13 protein-coding genes and 1 pseudogene are annotated in these 15,743 nt (G+C 60.9%); 8 read left to right on the top strand and 6 right to left on the bottom strand.

The features are described from left to right. Window positions 1-1,085 (bottom strand): annotated as a pseudogene (locus HMPREF2942_RS06760) (hypothetical protein); the annotation flags it as partial. Between the two features lie 251 nt (window positions 1,086-1,336). Between HMPREF2942_RS06760 and HMPREF2942_RS06755 the strand changes: the two are divergent. From HMPREF2942_RS06755 to HMPREF2942_RS06745, 3 genes are all read left to right on the top strand, one after another. Continuing rightward, on the top strand, window positions 1,337-1,885 hold the full coding sequence (locus tag HMPREF2942_RS06755; RefSeq protein WP_210399391.1) for an NUDIX hydrolase: 549 nt from the start codon (window positions 1,337-1,339) through the stop codon (window positions 1,883-1,885). 150 nt (window positions 1,886-2,035) lie between these two features. Next, the gene (locus HMPREF2942_RS06750; RefSeq protein ID WP_049341841.1) at window positions 2,036-2,638 is read left to right on the top strand and encodes an LOG family protein; all 603 of its coding nucleotides are present in this window, start codon (window positions 2,036-2,038) and stop codon (window positions 2,636-2,638) included. A gap of 42 nt (window positions 2,639-2,680) precedes the next feature. Further along, window positions 2,681-3,385 (top strand): pyroglutamyl-peptidase I, encoded by a 705-nt coding sequence (locus HMPREF2942_RS06745; RefSeq protein WP_049341842.1) that lies wholly within the window; start codon window positions 2,681-2,683, stop codon window positions 3,383-3,385. Between the two features lie 126 nt (window positions 3,386-3,511). On the opposite strand, the gene pgi is transcribed toward HMPREF2942_RS06745, so the two are convergent. After that, complete coding sequence (gene pgi / locus HMPREF2942_RS06740; protein ID WP_070688702.1) at window positions 3,512-5,188, bottom strand: glucose-6-phosphate isomerase; 1,677 nt, start codon at window positions 5,186-5,188, stop codon at window positions 3,512-3,514. A 129-nt stretch (window positions 5,189-5,317) separates the two neighbouring features. Between pgi and HMPREF2942_RS06735 the strand changes: the two genes are divergently transcribed. The 5 genes from HMPREF2942_RS06735 to dapC all read left to right on the top strand — a co-directional run bounded on the left by HMPREF2942_RS06735 (window position 5,318) and on the right by dapC (window position 12,246). After that, window positions 5,318-6,250 (top strand): NAD(+) diphosphatase, encoded by a 933-nt coding sequence (locus tag HMPREF2942_RS06735; RefSeq protein ID WP_070688701.1) that lies wholly within the window; start codon window positions 5,318-5,320, stop codon window positions 6,248-6,250. A 209-nt stretch (window positions 6,251-6,459) separates the two neighbouring features. Further along, window positions 6,460-8,370 (top strand): translational GTPase TypA, encoded by a 1,911-nt coding sequence (gene typA, locus HMPREF2942_RS06730; RefSeq protein WP_049337315.1) that lies wholly within the window; start codon window positions 6,460-6,462, stop codon window positions 8,368-8,370. A gap of 372 nt (window positions 8,371-8,742) precedes the next feature. Then, the gene (locus tag HMPREF2942_RS06725) at window positions 8,743-10,092 is read left to right on the top strand and encodes a PIG-L family deacetylase (RefSeq protein ID WP_070688700.1); all 1,350 of its coding nucleotides are present in this window, start codon (window positions 8,743-8,745) and stop codon (window positions 10,090-10,092) included. Between the two features lie 500 nt (window positions 10,093-10,592). Further along, entirely contained in the window at window positions 10,593-10,913 is a 321-nt protein-coding gene (gene fdxA, locus HMPREF2942_RS06720) for a ferredoxin (protein WP_005505213.1), read from the top strand. A 193-nt stretch (window positions 10,914-11,106) separates the two neighbouring features. Continuing rightward, on the top strand, window positions 11,107-12,246 hold the full coding sequence (gene dapC / locus HMPREF2942_RS06715) for a succinyldiaminopimelate transaminase (RefSeq protein ID WP_070688699.1): 1,140 nt from the start codon (window positions 11,107-11,109) through the stop codon (window positions 12,244-12,246). 119 nt (window positions 12,247-12,365) lie between these two features. Here the strand turns inward: dapC and HMPREF2942_RS06710 are convergent, their stop codons facing one another. From HMPREF2942_RS06710 to HMPREF2942_RS06695, 4 genes are read right to left on the bottom strand one after another with little or no spacing between them, the layout of a single operon-like run. Continuing rightward, window positions 12,366-13,304, bottom strand: coding sequence for an amino acid ABC transporter permease (locus HMPREF2942_RS06710; protein WP_070688698.1), 939 nt, complete (start codon window positions 13,302-13,304; stop codon window positions 12,366-12,368). After that, a complete protein-coding gene (locus HMPREF2942_RS06705) occupies window positions 13,301-13,984 on the bottom strand; it encodes an amino acid ABC transporter permease (RefSeq protein WP_049327621.1) in 684 nt (227 codons plus the stop codon). The genes HMPREF2942_RS06710 and HMPREF2942_RS06705 overlap by 4 nt, the downstream gene beginning before the upstream one ends. Window positions 13,985-14,004: 20 nt before the next feature. Then, window positions 14,005-14,835 (bottom strand): glutamate ABC transporter substrate-binding protein, encoded by an 831-nt coding sequence (locus HMPREF2942_RS06700; RefSeq protein WP_070688697.1) that lies wholly within the window; start codon window positions 14,833-14,835, stop codon window positions 14,005-14,007. 15 nt (window positions 14,836-14,850) lie between these two features. After that, complete coding sequence (locus HMPREF2942_RS06695) at window positions 14,851-15,615, bottom strand: amino acid ABC transporter ATP-binding protein (protein WP_070688696.1); 765 nt, start codon at window positions 15,613-15,615, stop codon at window positions 14,851-14,853. Window positions 15,616-15,743 lie beyond the last annotated feature (128 nt).

Raw genomic sequence — 15,743 nt, 5'->3', positions numbered from 1 at the left:
GCGTCGGTCGGGTTTACACCGATGGTTGCTTCCGGCAAGGGCGCTACGGTCGGTGCGTCGGTCGGGTTCACGCCAACGGTTGCCTCGGGCAGGGGTGCCACGGTCGGTGCGTCGGTCGGGTTTACACCCACGGTTGCTTCCGGCAAGGGCGCTACGGTGGGTGCGTCGGTGGGGTTCACGCCCACGGTTGCTTCCGGCAGAGGAGCCACCGTCGGAGCATAGGTCGGAACCGCAGAAACCACGGGCTCCTGCGCGAAAAGCTCAAGAGGCTTCTGAGCATCAAACGAGCCGTACTCAGCACCCTGAACGCCAGCCGCCATAGTGCCCGCAATGTACTTGTGAGAGGTATTCAGCGTCGCCGCAACATCCGCCGGGACCTTCACCTCCGTCTCAAAAGCACCGTTGTGAATCTGCGAAGCAGGTACGGTCACCTCAGCCACGAAGCGCATACCCGTCTGAGGAAAACGACCGGGAACCCACACATTCGTATCAGACACCACCACGCGCACACCGTGCGGGGTCGCCTCACCGGTGTAGCCGGTACCGCGCACCTTCAACACAGTCTCACCCTTGGTGTTCAGACGCGGCGAATCCACGTGCAGAACCGGTGCGGCGCTATCCTTCACAACGTCCATGCGCAGAACCTGACCGCCCCCGTAACCATCAACGATGATATTAGCGACGAAGCTGTAGTTCTTCGCCGGGTCAATCAGGCTACCGGGAACGTAATGGGTCGCAGTCGCCGTGCCGTCCTTGAACGGGCCCTCAACGCGCACCGTCTGAATCGGGTTCAGAAACGGGAAACCCCTATGGTTTGCCTCGTGCAATGCCGGGGCGAAAGCGGTAGTTTTCGCGGGCAGTTTCGACGCCTTGAACGTAATCTTGTTCAGACGCAGGGCAGTCTTCAACTCACGAGTATTGGTCTCAACCTTGTAGTTGTAGACCGTAATAACCGGTGGGTTATCCGGATTCGGGGTATTCGCTGCCGCAACAGAAGGCAGAGCGCACAAGCTCAAGGAAGCGGCAAGAAGAACAGAAGCGCCGGCGCTACCGTAGCGGCGGGAACGAGAAGAGTTAGCCATCATGAAGTTCCTTCTACATGGGTGATTGAGTGATCCGCACTCTTCCTGTATCGCGCCAAGTCGAGTGCGTATACGGTACCGCGACATCGCGGTTAATTACACCGTAACACGCACCTAAACGCATAAACCGGACATAAGATAACTCGCCGAAATATTACGTAAAACCAATGCCTACAGGGCGCACAATAGGGCGGATGAATAAGACAAACACGCACAGCGCCGGGTGGAGGATACGGAAATGCTAGGGTAGAAAGATGCCCACGCAGAAGAACCCGCAGAACCGAGTAGAAGCAGCCCAGCCCTCCCCGCCCGCCGAACCCAACGCTACTGAGCACAGCGCTACTGAGCACAGCGCCATCGACAGCACGCACCGCGTCGTGAACGTATGCGCCGTAGCAATCCGCAACCGGGACGGGCTCGTACTCACCGTGCGCAAACAAGGAAGCGACGGGTTCATGATGCCCGGCGGCAAACCCGAACCGGGGGAGACCCCGCTACAGACCGCCTGCCGCGAAGTGAACGAAGAAATCGGGCTCACCCCCGACCCCGCCCGGATGCACCACCGCGGACTCCTGGAAGCGGCGGCACTGAACGAGGCAGGCTTTACGGTACGCGCCGAAACCTACGAATACGCACCCACCGACGAACAACACGAGCTATTGGCTTCACTGGTGCCGCAGGCAGAAATCGCTGAGCTGCGCTGGGTCAACCCCGCCATGAGCAGCCCCTTCGATTCTGCATCGCAGGCACCGCTGAATACCGAGCAGATTTTCCCGCTGCTGGCACGCACCCCGCTACCGTAACCCCCGCCCCTGACGTGCCCCCTGAACCGGCGGGTGGCACACATGAGGTACACAGGTGCATCCGGTACCCTCAACATAGCAGCATCTATCACGGGTAGAACGCATAGAGGCGCTCCACCCCGGAAACCCCCATACACCCCAAGGAGAACCATGAAGAAGACTGACTACAACCTCGCCGTCTACTGCGGGGCACGCTCCGGCAACGACCCGCTCTTCACCACCCGCGCCCAGGAGCTCGGCACCCTCTGCGCCCAGAACAATATTGGCGTGGTGTACGGCGGCGGCCGCACCGGCCTCATGGGCACCGTTGCGGGCGCAACCCTGGACGCCGGCGGCGTAGTTTACGGCGTGGTCACCCACAAGCTGGTTGGCCTGGAGGGCGTGTACCCCGGCCAGACCACCCTCGACATTGTGGACACCATGCACCAGCGCAAAATCGCCATGATTGACAAGGCTGACGCGTTTGTCGCCATGCCCGGCGGCCCTGGCACCCTCGAAGAGTTCTTTGAAGTTTTCAGCTGGCAGTTCCTCGATATTCACTCCAAGCCGGTCGCGCTGCTGAACGTCAACGGCTACTGGGACAAGCTCATCGACGCCATGCACTACATGGCGTCCACCGGCCTGCTCAACGAACGCTACCTGGACGAGCTCATCATCGTCACCACCCCCGAAGAGCTGCTGGAGGCGCTCGCCAAGGACCTGGAGCGCCGCGCCGCCGAAAAGAACGCCGCCGAAAAGAACACTGCCGAATAAAACCAACACTGCATAAAACCAACGCAGAAAACGAGAACGACTATGGCAACCACCCCCAACCAGGCACGCACCCTGTTGCTGACCTTCTTCGGCCCGTTTCCCGGCGTGCCCGTGAACCCCACCGTAGCGCTCGCCGAAGGCGCTCAGCGTCTGCTGACCCGGATGCGCCCGGATTTGAACGTCATCACCCGCGAGCTGCCCGTCAGCTACGACGTTTCCAGCACCGCTCTGCGCACCGCCCTGCAGGATGTGCAGCCCGATGCGCTCATCAGCCTGGGCGTGGCGGTTGGCCGCGACGTGGTCAGCCTCGAACAGGTCGCTATCAACCTGGACTCCGCCGGTATTGAAGATAACGACGGCGACCAGCGCTGCGATGAGCCGATCGCTCCGGGCGGTCAGGAGGCGTACTTCTCCTCCCTTCCGGTGCGCGCCAGCTTTGAGCGTCTGCGTGCGGCGGGGGAGCCGGTCGAGATTTCGTACACCGCCGGAACCTACGTGTGCAACCACGTGTTCTACGAGGGCCAGCGCATCAGCCGCGAACTGGGGCTGAGTATCCCCGCCGGGTTCGTGCACGTGCCCACAACCCGCCCCGACGGCGAAGAGGCCACCGAGGGTGTGGAGCTGACCGCCCACCGCGACGCCGGTGGCGTGGTGTGTGACGAGCAGGGCATCCCGCAGCTGCCCGAATCCACCGTGGTGCGCATTATCGCCGAGATTGCCTCGGACACCCTGCCCGCGGTGGACTAGCAACACGGTATTGAGCTAGAAGATACAACAAAACCGCCGGATAGCCTCCCGACGTGGGAGCCTATCCGGCGGTTTGTGCATCCTACGCCCGCAGGTTATAAAACCCTCGGGGGTATGTTTGAGCTACTACTTGGTGCGGTTCTTCAGGTAGTAGCCGATCAGCGAAGCGGTCGAAGAATCCTGACGAGCCAGAACCTCGCGGTCACCCTCAATAGCGGGAACCAGGTCCAGCGCCAGCTTCTTACCGAGCTCAACACCCCACTGGTCGAAGGAATCGATGCCCCACACAACACCCTGAACGAAGGTGATGTGCTCGTACAGGGCAATCAGGGAGCCCAGAACGCGCGGGGTCAGGCGCGGCGCCATGATGGAGGTGGAGGGGCGGTTACCGCTGAAGATACGTGCGTTGACCACGTGCTCTGCGGTGCCCTCTGCACGAACCTCTTCCTCGGTCTTGCCGAAAGCAAGAGCCTGGGACTGTGCGAAGAAGTTAGCCAGGAACAGCTCGTGAACGTCCTGCTCGCCGTCCTTGGTCGGGTGGACCGGGTTAGCGAATGCCAGGAAGTCCGCGGGAATCAGGCGGGTACCCTGGTGAATCAGCTGGTAGAAAGCGTGCTGGCCGTTGGTGCCGGGCTCGCCCCAGAACACTTCACCGGTTGCGTAGTTGACGAAGGAGCCGTCCGCGCGAACGGACTTGCCGTTGGACTCCATGGTCAGCTGCTGCAGGTATGCGGGGAAGCGGTGCAGGTACTGGTCGTAGGGCAGAACCGCGTGGGTCTCAGCACCGAGGAAGTTCACGTTCCAGATGTTCAGCAGACCCATCAGAACGGGTACGTTCTGAGCCAGGGGAGCGGTGCGGAAGTGCTCATCCATCGCGTGGAAGCCGGCGAGGAATTCAGCGAAAACCTTCGGACCGAAAACGATAGCCAAGGAGGTACCGATCGCGGAGTCTACAGAGTAGCGGCCGCCAACCCAATCCCAGAAGCCGAAAGCGTTCTCGGGGTCAATGCCGAATGCTGCAACCTTATCCAGTGCGGTGGAGACAGCCACGAAGTGCTTAGCCACAGCCTCGGATGCTTCCTTACCTTCCAGAGCGCCAGCCTCAGCCAGTGCGGACAGCAGCCACTCGCGTGCCACGCGCGCGTTGGTGAGGGTTTCGAGGGTGCCGAAAGTCTTGGAGGCGACGATGAACAGGGTGGTCTCGGGGTCCAGGCCGGAGACCTTCTCAGCCACGTCGGTCGGGTCAATGTTGGAGATGAAGCGTGCGGTGATGCCTGCATCAGCGTAGGGCTTGAGAGCCTCGTACACCATGACCGGGCCCAGGTCGGAGCCGCCGATACCGATGTTCACAACGGTCTCGATGCGCTTGCCGGTGATGCCGGTCCACTCGCCGTTGCGCACGCGCTCAGCGAATGCGTAGATCTTCTTCAGCACGGCGTGAACGTCTGCGTCTACGTCCTGACCGTCAACGGTCAGTGCCGGGGTGTAACCCTCGGGGCGGCGCAGCGCGGTGTGCAGTACTGCGCGGTCCTCGGTGACGTTAATGTGCTCGCCGGAGAACATCGCCTCGCGAGCCTGCTCCAGCTTGACCTCTTCAGCGAGCTTGACCAGCAGCTCAACGGTTTCGGAGGTAATCAGGTTCTTGGACAGGTCGACGTGCAGTTCGTCGGCGGTGAAGCTGAGCTTCTGCGCACGTTCCGGGTCAGCGGCAAACCATTCGCGCAGGTTCGGAGTGAGGGACTTGTGGTGAGCGGACAGAGCAGACCACGCGGAGGTGGTCGTGGGGTCAATAGAAGTAGTCATGTTTCCATTCTCTTATTTTCGGGTGCCTATGTCACCTCTTTCGGGGGTGATATGGGACGATACGGCGAAAAAATCGAAACCTGGCACACTGTTGTGGGCCTTGCAACATCAAGATGTAGAGTAAAACCTATGACTTCTTCACCTGAACACACGCCCGCTGACACTCACGCACCGCGCTACCTGCTCATTTCCCGCGAAGGGGAAACCCTCCTCAACAATGACGGAACCCTGCACTACCTGACCGGTAACGATGCTGCCGAGCCGCTGACCGAAGAGGCCATCCTTGCGCGTAGCGTGATTCGCCCCGCCGCCTACGGTGCCGACGCCCAGAAGGATAGTGAAGCAGAGGTGCACGTGCTCTACTGCGAGGACGAAACCCTCGCGCAGGTCGCTACCGACCTGAATAACCCTCGGGTGCGCGCCTCCGCCAGTGGTTTCCGCTACTACCCGGTCCACGAGGATCCGGAAGGCCGCGCCCACTACGCCACCGCCCTGGCACGCCGCGACTACCTCATCGACATGCGCTACTCCGCCTACAGTGGCGAGGAGGCGCCCCTCGGCTCCAAGGGAATCCGCCGCACCGCCTCCGGCGAGATGGTGTTCCCCCGCATTGAGCCCGCTGTGATGGCTCTGGTGACCAGCCGCGACGGCGAGCGCGTGCTGCTGGCGAATAACCGCCAGTGGCACCCCAACCGCTTCGCCCTCATCGCCGGTTTCGTTGACCCCGGCGAAAACCTCGAAGAGGCAATCGCCCGCGAAGTTTACGAAGAAACCGGCCTGCACGCCCTGAGCACCGAGTACCGTATGAGTGATGTGTGGCCTTTCCCGCGTTCGCTCATGATTTGCTACCGGGTGCGCGTGGATGAGAACGAACCTATCATTCATCACGATGGTGAGATTCGTGCCGCCCGCTGGTTCACCGCCGCTGAGCTGCGTGAGGCGATTGCTATTTCGGAGGAGCGCGGCAATAGCGACGAGGACGACCCCGCCAAGCTGGAGTTGCCCGGCACGAACGCCGTTGCCCGCCGCATGATTGATGAGTGGCTCGCAGAAAAGCCCTAGTGATACACTGGTAGCTAAGCCCAACGGAGGGGGGTCCGTTTTGGCGTGCCCGGAAACGTTCTCATTGCAGAGCGGGTCCACTGGCATACACTCAAACCGGCAAACACCCCCAGATACCTATCTGAAGGTACTGCCCCGTGACCCCCGCGCCTTCTAGAGCGCACCCGCTGGCAAGACTATCCCCTAGATTTAAGCGAGAAACTTAACGCATGTCTGAAAACACCGCTTCGCGCCCCGACCTTCGCAATGTGGCCATCGTGGCACACGTTGACCACGGCAAGACCACCATCGTCGACGCGATGCTGCAGCAGACCCACGCCTTCTCTGCCCACGCAGATGTTGAAGACCGAGTCATGGACTCCGGCGACCTCGAAAAGGAAAAGGGCATCACCATTCTGGCGAAGAACACCACCGTGTTCTACAACGGCCCTTCCGCCAACGGTGAGACCATCACCATTAACGTTATTGACACCCCCGGCCACGCCGACTTCGGTGGCGAGGTGGAGCGCGGCCTGTCCATGGTTGACGGCGTTGTGCTGCTCGTGGACGCATCCGAAGGTCCGCTGCCCCAGACCCGCTTCGTGCTGCGTAAGGCACTGGCTGCTAAGCTGCCCGTGATCCTCGTGGTGAACAAGGTTGACCGCCCCGACTCCCGTATCGACGAGGTCGTTGGCGAGTCCATGGACCTGCTGCTTGGCCTGGCATCCGACCTGGCGGACGAGGTTCCCGACCTGGACCTGGACGCTGTGCTGAACGTTCCGGTGGTGTACGCATCCGGTAAGGCTGGTGCTGCATCCCTGAACCAGCCCGCAGACGGCCAGCTGCCCGACAACGACGACCTTGAGCCGCTGTTCAAGACCATCATCGAGCACGTGCCCGCCCCCACCTACAACCCGGACGAGGTTCTGCAGGCACACGTGACCAACCTGGACTCCTCCCCGTTCCTGGGTCGTCTGGCACTGGTCCGTATCTTCAACGGCACCCTGAAGAAGGGCCAGACCGTTGCGTGGGCACGTCACGACGGTGAAATCAAGAACGTCCGCATCTCCGAGCTGCTGGCTACCAAGGCTCTTGAGCGTGTTCCCGCAGAGTCCGCTGGCCCCGGCGAGATTGTCGCAGTGGCTGGTATCGAGGACATCACCATTGGTGAAACCCTGACCGACGCTGAGAACCCCAAGCCCCTGCCGCTGATTAAGGTGGACGATCCCGCGATCTCCATGACCATCGGTATTAACACCTCCCCGCTGGCTGGCCGCGTCAAGGGCGCAAAGGTCACCGCACGTCAGGTGAAGGACCGCCTGGACCGCGAGCTGATCGGTAACGTGTCCATCAAGGTTCTGCCCACCCAGCGTCCGGACGCGTGGGAGGTTCAGGGTCGTGGCGAGCTCGCCCTGGCTATCCTCGTGGAGCAGATGCGCCGCGAAGGCTTCGAACTGACCGTGGGTAAGCCCCAGGTGGTTACCAAGACCATCGACGGCAAGGTCTACGAGCCCATGGAGCACATGATCATTGACGTGCCCGAGGAACACCTGGGTGCTGTCACCCAGCTGATGGCTGCACGTAAGGGCCGCATGGAGAACATGTCGAACCACGGTACCGGTTGGGTCCGTATGGAGTTCGCTGTTCCCGCACGTGGTCTGATTGGTTTCCGTACTCAGTTCCTGACTGAGACCCGCGGTGCCGGTATTTCTTCCTCCTACTCGATTGAGCACGAGCCGTGGGCTGGCGACATTGAGTACCGCACCAACGGTTCGCTGATCGCTGACCGTGCCGGCGTGGTGACCCCCTACGCGATGATCAACCTGCAGGAGCGTGGCACCTTCTTCGTGGAGCCCACCTCTGAGGTGTACGAGGGCATGATCGTTGGTATGAACTCCCGTGCAGACGACATGGAAGTTAACATCACCAAGGAAAAGAAGCTGACCAACATGCGTTCTTCGACCGCGGACAACTTCGAAAACCTGACCCCGCCGAAGAAGCTGACCCTGGAAGAGTGCCTGGAATTCGCTCGCGAAGACGAGTGTGTTGAGGTGACCCCCGAGGCGATTCGTATCCGTAAGGTCATCCTGGATTCCAACGAGCGTGTCCGCGAGTTCCGCCGCCGCGCCCGCGCGAACTAGTACAGCGCGAACTGATAGCGCGTTAGCGACTCACCTGCTGTAGCGGGTGCTGTCGTTGCGTAAGAACCGCCGCTGCCTTCTGAAGAGGAGGTAGCGGCGGCTCTGTTTAAATCTCAGGCGCGTTCGGGAAGTACCGGCGGGGTAGGGCGGAGAGAAGAACAAGGAGAGCGGAGCGCTTCTGCTTTCTGCCTAAAACCGCTTCTGAAAAGCCTGAACACCCCGCGTTGTACATGCGAGTGTGTAAGATAAAATAATGCGCCTGCACGGTGGCGGCACCCGTCCGCGACTCAACGTTTGCTGATCAACGATGTAAATTGCCGGCGCGCTTTGACCGTCCAAGAAACCCAACCCTGCGTATGAGAGGGAAAGCCTGTGTCTGAAACCGAGAACACTCAGCCTGATTCTGCGACCCCCAGCTACCCCACGCAGGGTGAGCGCATCGCCCCCGGCTCGCGCCGTGACCTGCTGCCGAATAACTACGATGCGAAGAAGGCGCGCATCCTGTTTGTGCATGCACACCCGGATGACGAAACCTCCTCGACCGGCGCAACCATGGCGTACTATGCGCAGAAGGGCGCGGAGGTGTACCTGCTGACCGCTACCCGCGGTGAGCTGGGTGAGGTCATCCCCGAGGAGCTGCATCACCTGGAGGTCGGTAAGCCCGGCTGCCGTGATAACGGTGAGGCGCTGGGCGAGTATCGCACCGGTGAGCTTGCCGGCGCTATCAAGGCGCTGGGCGTGAAGAAGCAGTTCTTCCTGGGTCAGGAACCCGCCGTCGCGGAGGGCACGCTGCCGCTGTACCGTGACTCCGGCATGGCGTGGGGCCCGGAGGGTAAGCCCGTCGCCAACCCGGTGGCGGCGGAGGATTCGTTGACCGCGCAGCCGCTGGAACCGCAGGCTCAGGCGCTGGTTGCCGCTATCCGCGCCCTCACCCCGGATGTTCTGGTCAGCTACGATTCGGACGGCGGTTACGGCCACCCCGACCACGTGCGCGTGTACGAGATTGTGCACCGCGCCCTGCAGATTCTTGAAGATGACGAGGACCGCCCGATTCTCACCTGGGGTATTGAGGGCGAGTTCGACGCGGCAGATCAGCGTCTGCAGGCTGCTATTTACGGTGATGGCACCGCCAAGCGCAAGGCAATGGAGGCGCACCGCACCCAGATTACGGTGGTGGACGAGAAGACTTTTGAGTACTCGAATAAGGTGCCGCAGAAGATTTCTGCCGTGGAGACTTTCCGTGTGCTTGACGGTGACCCGACGGCGACCGTGCACCCGAAGCCGCAGGAGGCTGGTCTGGTGGCGGGCGTTCTGACCGGCTCGATTCTGGGTATTTTTGCCGGTATTGCCGGGTCGATCTACCACGCTTGGGTCGTGTATGCAGGGGATACCGCCCTGCCCCTCGGCTTGCTGGTGGCGTACCTGACGGTTTTCTTTACCGCCCTGTGGTGTGCCCTGTCGCTGCGCCGTGGCTACGCAGCGGCGGTCGTGGCTGTTGCAGTGTTCGTGACCGTGTACGTGCTCGGTTACGGTCGCCCCGATTCGCCGTTTGTTTTGGTGAACCCGGGCCATTCGGCGATTGGCCTGTACGGTGCCCTGTGGTGGTTTGGTGCCCCGGTTGCGGCGATGCTGGGCATGCTCGTGTACACGCGCGCTCGCGTGAAGGACGCACAGTATTTCTCGCCGCGTGCGGCGCATCAGCGTGCGCGCGCTAAGAAGTAGCCTGAAGGCTATTACTATGTCATAACCTAAGGGGAGGGGCGTTCCGGTCTGCCGGGACGCCCCTCCTGCTGTTTTTGGGCGCTACACCGCTGCTGTCTTCTGTACCCGCCGGATAGAGGCCCGGCTAGCGGAAAATAGGGAAGAAAATTTATGCGTTATTCGGTGAATTTAGCGGGGTGGAAATAGCGGCGACTTCATCAAAAAATTCATGTGACGAAGATTTCATTTTTGGCTTAATCTATTTTTAAAATCCAGCCGACTAGTCGTAATGCAAATAAATACCAGGTCAGCCTAGCCTAAAAAATACCCCCACAAACCCAATGACCCACTGTCTGATACACCACGAAAATACTGTTAAACAGTCAGCGCGCGATAGACTATACACAGACTTCCCCGCCGGGTACCACCTACTCGGCGGTTTACTCTGTAGATTTTGCCCTGCAGCAGACGACCCGCAGACCGGCGGGCACGGGGCGAACAGCTTCTAGAAAGGCACACCAATGACCTACGTAATCGCGCTTCCCTGCGTGGATGTCAAAGACCGCGCATGCGTTGAAGAATGCCCCGTCGACTGCATCTACGAAGGCGAACGCACCCTGTACATCCACCCGGATGAGTGCGTGGACTGCGGCGCCTGCGAGCCCGTCTGCCCCGTAGAAGCAATCTACTACGAAGACGACGTCCCCGAAGAGTGGAGCGAATACGTCAGCGCCAACGCAGACTTCTTCGACGACCTGGGTTCCCCCGGCGGCGCAGCAAAGCTCGGCCCCACCGGCAAGGACGTGCCCTTCATCGCGGCGTTGCCCCCTCGTGGCGAGTAATCCCTGCGGCGAATAATAGCGACAACCGCATAGACTGACCGCACCCGCTAATGGGTGCCAAGAGCCTCCATCACAGCACCCGGTGCCCACGCACCGTCTAGGCGCTGGAATGGAGGCTCTTGCTGTAGGCACGCCAGCGCACGGACGCTAGACTAAAATGACGAAAACTATTCCCAAGCAACCAGGTGACACAATGACTTACGGCCTGAACCTGCCCGAATACCCCTGGGAGGCACTCGCCCCCTACCGCGCAACCGCGGCCGCCCACCCGGACGGCCCGGTGGACCTGTCCATCGGCACCCCGGTTGACCCGACCCCGCAGAACATTCGCGAGGCACTGGCGGCTGCCTCTGACGCTCCCGGCTACCCGACCACCCACGGCACCCCCGCCCTGCGTGAGGCTATTGCCGAGTGGTTTGCGCGCCGCCGCGGCGTGACCGGTCTGAGCCCGGAGGCGATCATGCCCACGGTCGGTTCGAAGGAGCTCGTGGCGTGGCTGCCGTTCCTGCTGGGTCTGGGCACGGGCGATGTGGTCGTGTACCCGCGCGTTGCGTACCCCACCTACGATATGGGTGCCCGCTTCGCCCGCGCCGAGTCTGTGCCCGCCGATAGCTTGGATGAGCTGGACGCTGACACCCGCAGCCGTGTGAAGCTGATTTGGGTGAACTCCCCGGCGAACCCGAACGGCACGGTCCGTACCGTGGAGCAGCTGCGTGAGATTGTGGCGCAGGCGCGCGAAATCGGTGCCGTGGTGGCATCCGATGAATGCTACGCGGAGCTCGGTTGGGGTGCCTGGGATGAGGCGCGCGGCGGTCAGCCGGTGCCGTCCATCCTGGATCCGCGCGTGTGTGACGGCGACTTCACCGGCCTGTTCGCGGTGTACTCGCTGTCGAAGCAGTCGAACCTCGCCGGTTACCGTGCCGCGTTCATTGCCGGTGCCCCCGAGCTGATGCCGAACCTGATTAATAGCCGCAAGCACGCCGGCATGATTGTGCCCGCACCCGTGCAGGCTGCGATGATGGTTGCGTTGGCTGATGAGGCGCACGTGGCGGCGCAGAAGGACCTGTACCGTGCCCGCCGCGAGGTGCTGGAGGAGGCGATTACCGCCGCCGGTGGCCGCATTGAGGACTCTGAGGCTGGCCTGTACCTGTGGACCACTTTCGGTGAGTCAACCTGGGATTCCATTGGTCGCCTGGCGGAGCTGGGTATTATTGCTGGCCCCGGCGTGTTCTACGGCGAGGACGGCGAAGGCTACGTGCGTATCGCTCTGACCGCTTCTGATGAGGCGGTGGCGAAGGCTGCTGAGCGTCTGAAGGCATCGGCCGCTAAGTAGCCCCGACGGGTCTAACTAGCCCGCATAGCAGAAAGCCCCCGCACCCTCCCGAAAGGGGAGTGCTGGGGCTTTGCCGTATCTGCTGATAATCGTTGGCTGAGGAGCCCGAACGAGAAGGGTTACTTGCGGTCGCCGGGCAGAACGAACATCTGAACGGTCGGCGGGTTCGGGTTATCCAGAGCGTCCGGAATCAGGTTTCGGGTCACCTTTGCGGAGGTGCGCGACGCCAGCCTGTCCGTAATGCCGGTTGCTACAGCCGTCAGCACGAAGTTCACCGTCACGAAGAGTGCCGCCGCCAGAATCAGGGTCTGCAGCACGTTGCCGTCACCGGAACCGATGCGGCGCGCCGAAGCGAGCAGCTCGGGGTAGGAGATGATGTAACCGAGGGCGGTGTCCTTCAGAATCACAACGAACTGGCTGAGCATCGAGGGCATCATCGCGGTGAACGCCTGCGGAAGCAGGATCCGAATCAGCGTCTGGGTCGGGGTCAGACCAATCGCAAGACCCGCCTCGCCCTGACCGCGAGGAAGTTGCTTCACGCCCGAACGCAGTAGCTCAGCAATCACCGAGCCGTTGTACAGGGTCAGACCAATCACCACGGCGATGAAGGGCAGCTGAGCCGGCGGAAGGCCGCTGTACTTGCCCAAGAACAGCCAGAAGAAGATCATCATGATCAGCACCGGCACGGCGCGGAAGAACTCTACCACCACGGTGCCGAACCAGCGGATAACGCGGTACTGGGAGAGTCGAGCAATACCGAAGACCACACCGAACGCAACCGAGGTAACCACCGAAACCGCTGCCGCCGACAGGGTCGAGGCAAGGCCCGGCAGGTAGTAGGAGCTCCAGGCGCGGGCAGTGAACAGGTCAGTCCACTTTTCTGCCTCCAGCTGCCCCTTCTGACCCATCACGGTCAGCACATACACCGCAAATAGTGCAAAAAGGACTACAGCAACAATGTTGAAGATGCGGATACGACGCTGCGCAATAGGACCCGGCTCGTCGAAAAGCACCGAAGAAGTGGCGCGGGTGTCATTACTGATAAAAGGGTTTTTCATCGCTTCACCGCCAGCTTACGGGATGACCAGGTGGTCAACGCACCAATGGGAACAACAATAATGACGAAGCCCATCGCAAACATGATGAAGATAGCGAGCACCATGTTCGCGTCGAACTCAATCATGGATTTCATCAGCCCGGAGGCCTCCGCCACCGACGCGACCGAGGCGACAGTGCTGTTCTTCGTCAACGCAATCAGAGTATTGCCGAGCGGGGTAATGGCGCCGCGTAGAGCCTGAGGGAAAATCACCAGGCGGGCGGTGTCGAAGAAGCCCAGGCCGATAGCGCGTGCCGCCTCAGCCTGCCCCTTCGGCACGGTGTTCACACCCGAACGAATCGCTTCGCAGATAAACGCCGAATGGTAAATCGACAGGGCAATGACCGCGTACACGAAGAAGTTCGTGTCGAAATCGTGCGAGAAGGAGAGCTGGAACTGCGTCCACACACCCAAAATGGCGAAAGTCATCATGATGGTGAGCGGAGTATTACGGACAGTATGCACATAGGCGGTGCCCACCCAGCGCAGGGACGGGACGGGGCTGATGCGCATGAGCGCCAGCACGGTACCGAGAACGAACGAGCCAAGAGCCGCCCAGAAGGTCAGCTGAATATTGGTCATGAAGGCGCCAACCACATCGTACTTGGACAGGAGGGTGCCGAGTTGGTCAAAGAATGACATTCGTGAACCTCTCTAGAGGCCTAGGCACAGGAGGTGCCCAGGTGCGGCGGGTTGGTTTCGGTGTTGTAGTGGTAGCCGGTGCCTTCGGTGTACTTGGTGATGAGCTTCTCCCAGGTACCGTCGGCAACCATCTCGTTGATGGCGTTGTTCACGGCTTCGCACTTGTCGGTGCCCTTGGGCAGACCCACGCCGTAGCGTTCGGTCGTGAAGGGGGAGCCGACCACTTTCAGCTTGCCCTTGTTCGCTTTGGTGGCTGCCAGACCGGCGAGGGTAATGTCGTCGGTGGTGACGGCGTCCACCACGCCGCCGTTGAGGGCGACCACGCAGTCGGAGTAGCTGTTCTGCTTGACCAGGTTCACGTTCTTGGCGAACTTGTCCTGCACCTTCTGGGCGCTGGTGGAGCCGGTGACGGAGCAGAGGTTCTTGCCGTTGAGGTCGTCCGGGCCGTGAATATCGGTGTTGTCGGCACGCACGAGCAGGTCCTGACCTGCGGTGTAGTAGGGGCCTGCGAAGTCCACAGTCTTCTTGCGGCTTTCAGAGATGGAGTAGGTCGCAAAAATCATGTCTACCTGACCGGTGTTGAGCATGTTTTCGCGGTTAGCGGCGGGGGATTCGACGAACTCAATCTGCTCTTCGGAGTAGCCGAGCTTGCCGGCGACGTAGCGTGCCACCTCCACGTCGAAACCGGTGTAGGTGTTGCCGTCCTGGTAACCGAGGCCGGGCTGGTCTACTTTGATGCCGATGCGGATTTTATGGTCGCTGTCTGTGCTGGAGCATCCGGCGAGGACGCCGGTCAGAGCGAGGGATACTGCTGCGGCGAGTGCCGCGAGCCTACGTGAATATTTTTGCATGTCGGTCCCTCTGCTTTAGTGGTTGATGATCTTGGAGAGGAAGTCCTTGGCGCGCTCGCTCTTCGGGTTGGTGAAGAACTCGTCCGGGTGCGCCTCTTCGATGATCTCGCCGTCGGCAAGGAAGACGATGCGGTCTGCCGCCTTGCGGGCAAAACCCATCTCGTGGGTCACCACGATCATGGTCATGCCTTCCCTCGCGAGGGAGACCATAGTGTCGAGCACTTCGTTGACCATCTCGGGGTCGAGCGCGCTGGTGGGTTCGTCGAAGAGCATGACCTTAGGTCTCATGGCGAGTGCACGGGCGATGGCGACGCGCTGCTGCTGACCGCCGGAAAGCTCTGCGGGCATCTTGTGCACCTGGGAATCCACACCGACCTTCGCGAGCAGGTTCATGGCTTCTGCTTCTGCCTCTGACTTGGACATTTTGCGGATTCGGCGGGGCCCAAGGGTTACGTTATCGAGAATGTTCTTGTGGGCGAAGAGGTTGTAGGACTGGAAGACCATGCCGACTTCGGCGCGAAGCTTGGCGAGGGCGCGGCCTTCTTCGGGTAGTTCTTGTCCGTCAATGGTGATGGATCCGCTGGTGATAGTTTCGAGACGGTTGATGGTTCGGCAGAGGGTGGATTTGCCGGAACCGGAGGGGCCGAGGAGGACGACGACCTCACCTTTTCCCACGGAAAGATTGATGTTCTTCAGAACGTGGTTGGTGCCGTAGTACTTGTTGACGTTGGCGATTTCGATGAGGTTTTTCTGCGCTTCGGGAGCTGCCTGTGCGGACATTTTGAACCCTTTCACGTGAGGTGCGTCTATGATGCGGGTTGTCTGTATGCTGAGTTTTCAGCTTACGCCTCAGGCGGTTTCCTGTCTGCAAAATATTCACTTTACTGTGTAAGCAATGTGAATTTTTA

The organism is Rothia sp. HMSC071C12 (assembly GCF_001813895.1).
In the GTDB taxonomy this organism is placed as follows: Bacteria; Actinomycetota; Actinomycetes; order Actinomycetales; family Micrococcaceae; genus Rothia; species Rothia mucilaginosa.
The sequence above is the reverse complement of the archived record's forward strand: the minus strand, read 5'-3'. Positions and strand labels throughout refer to the sequence as shown.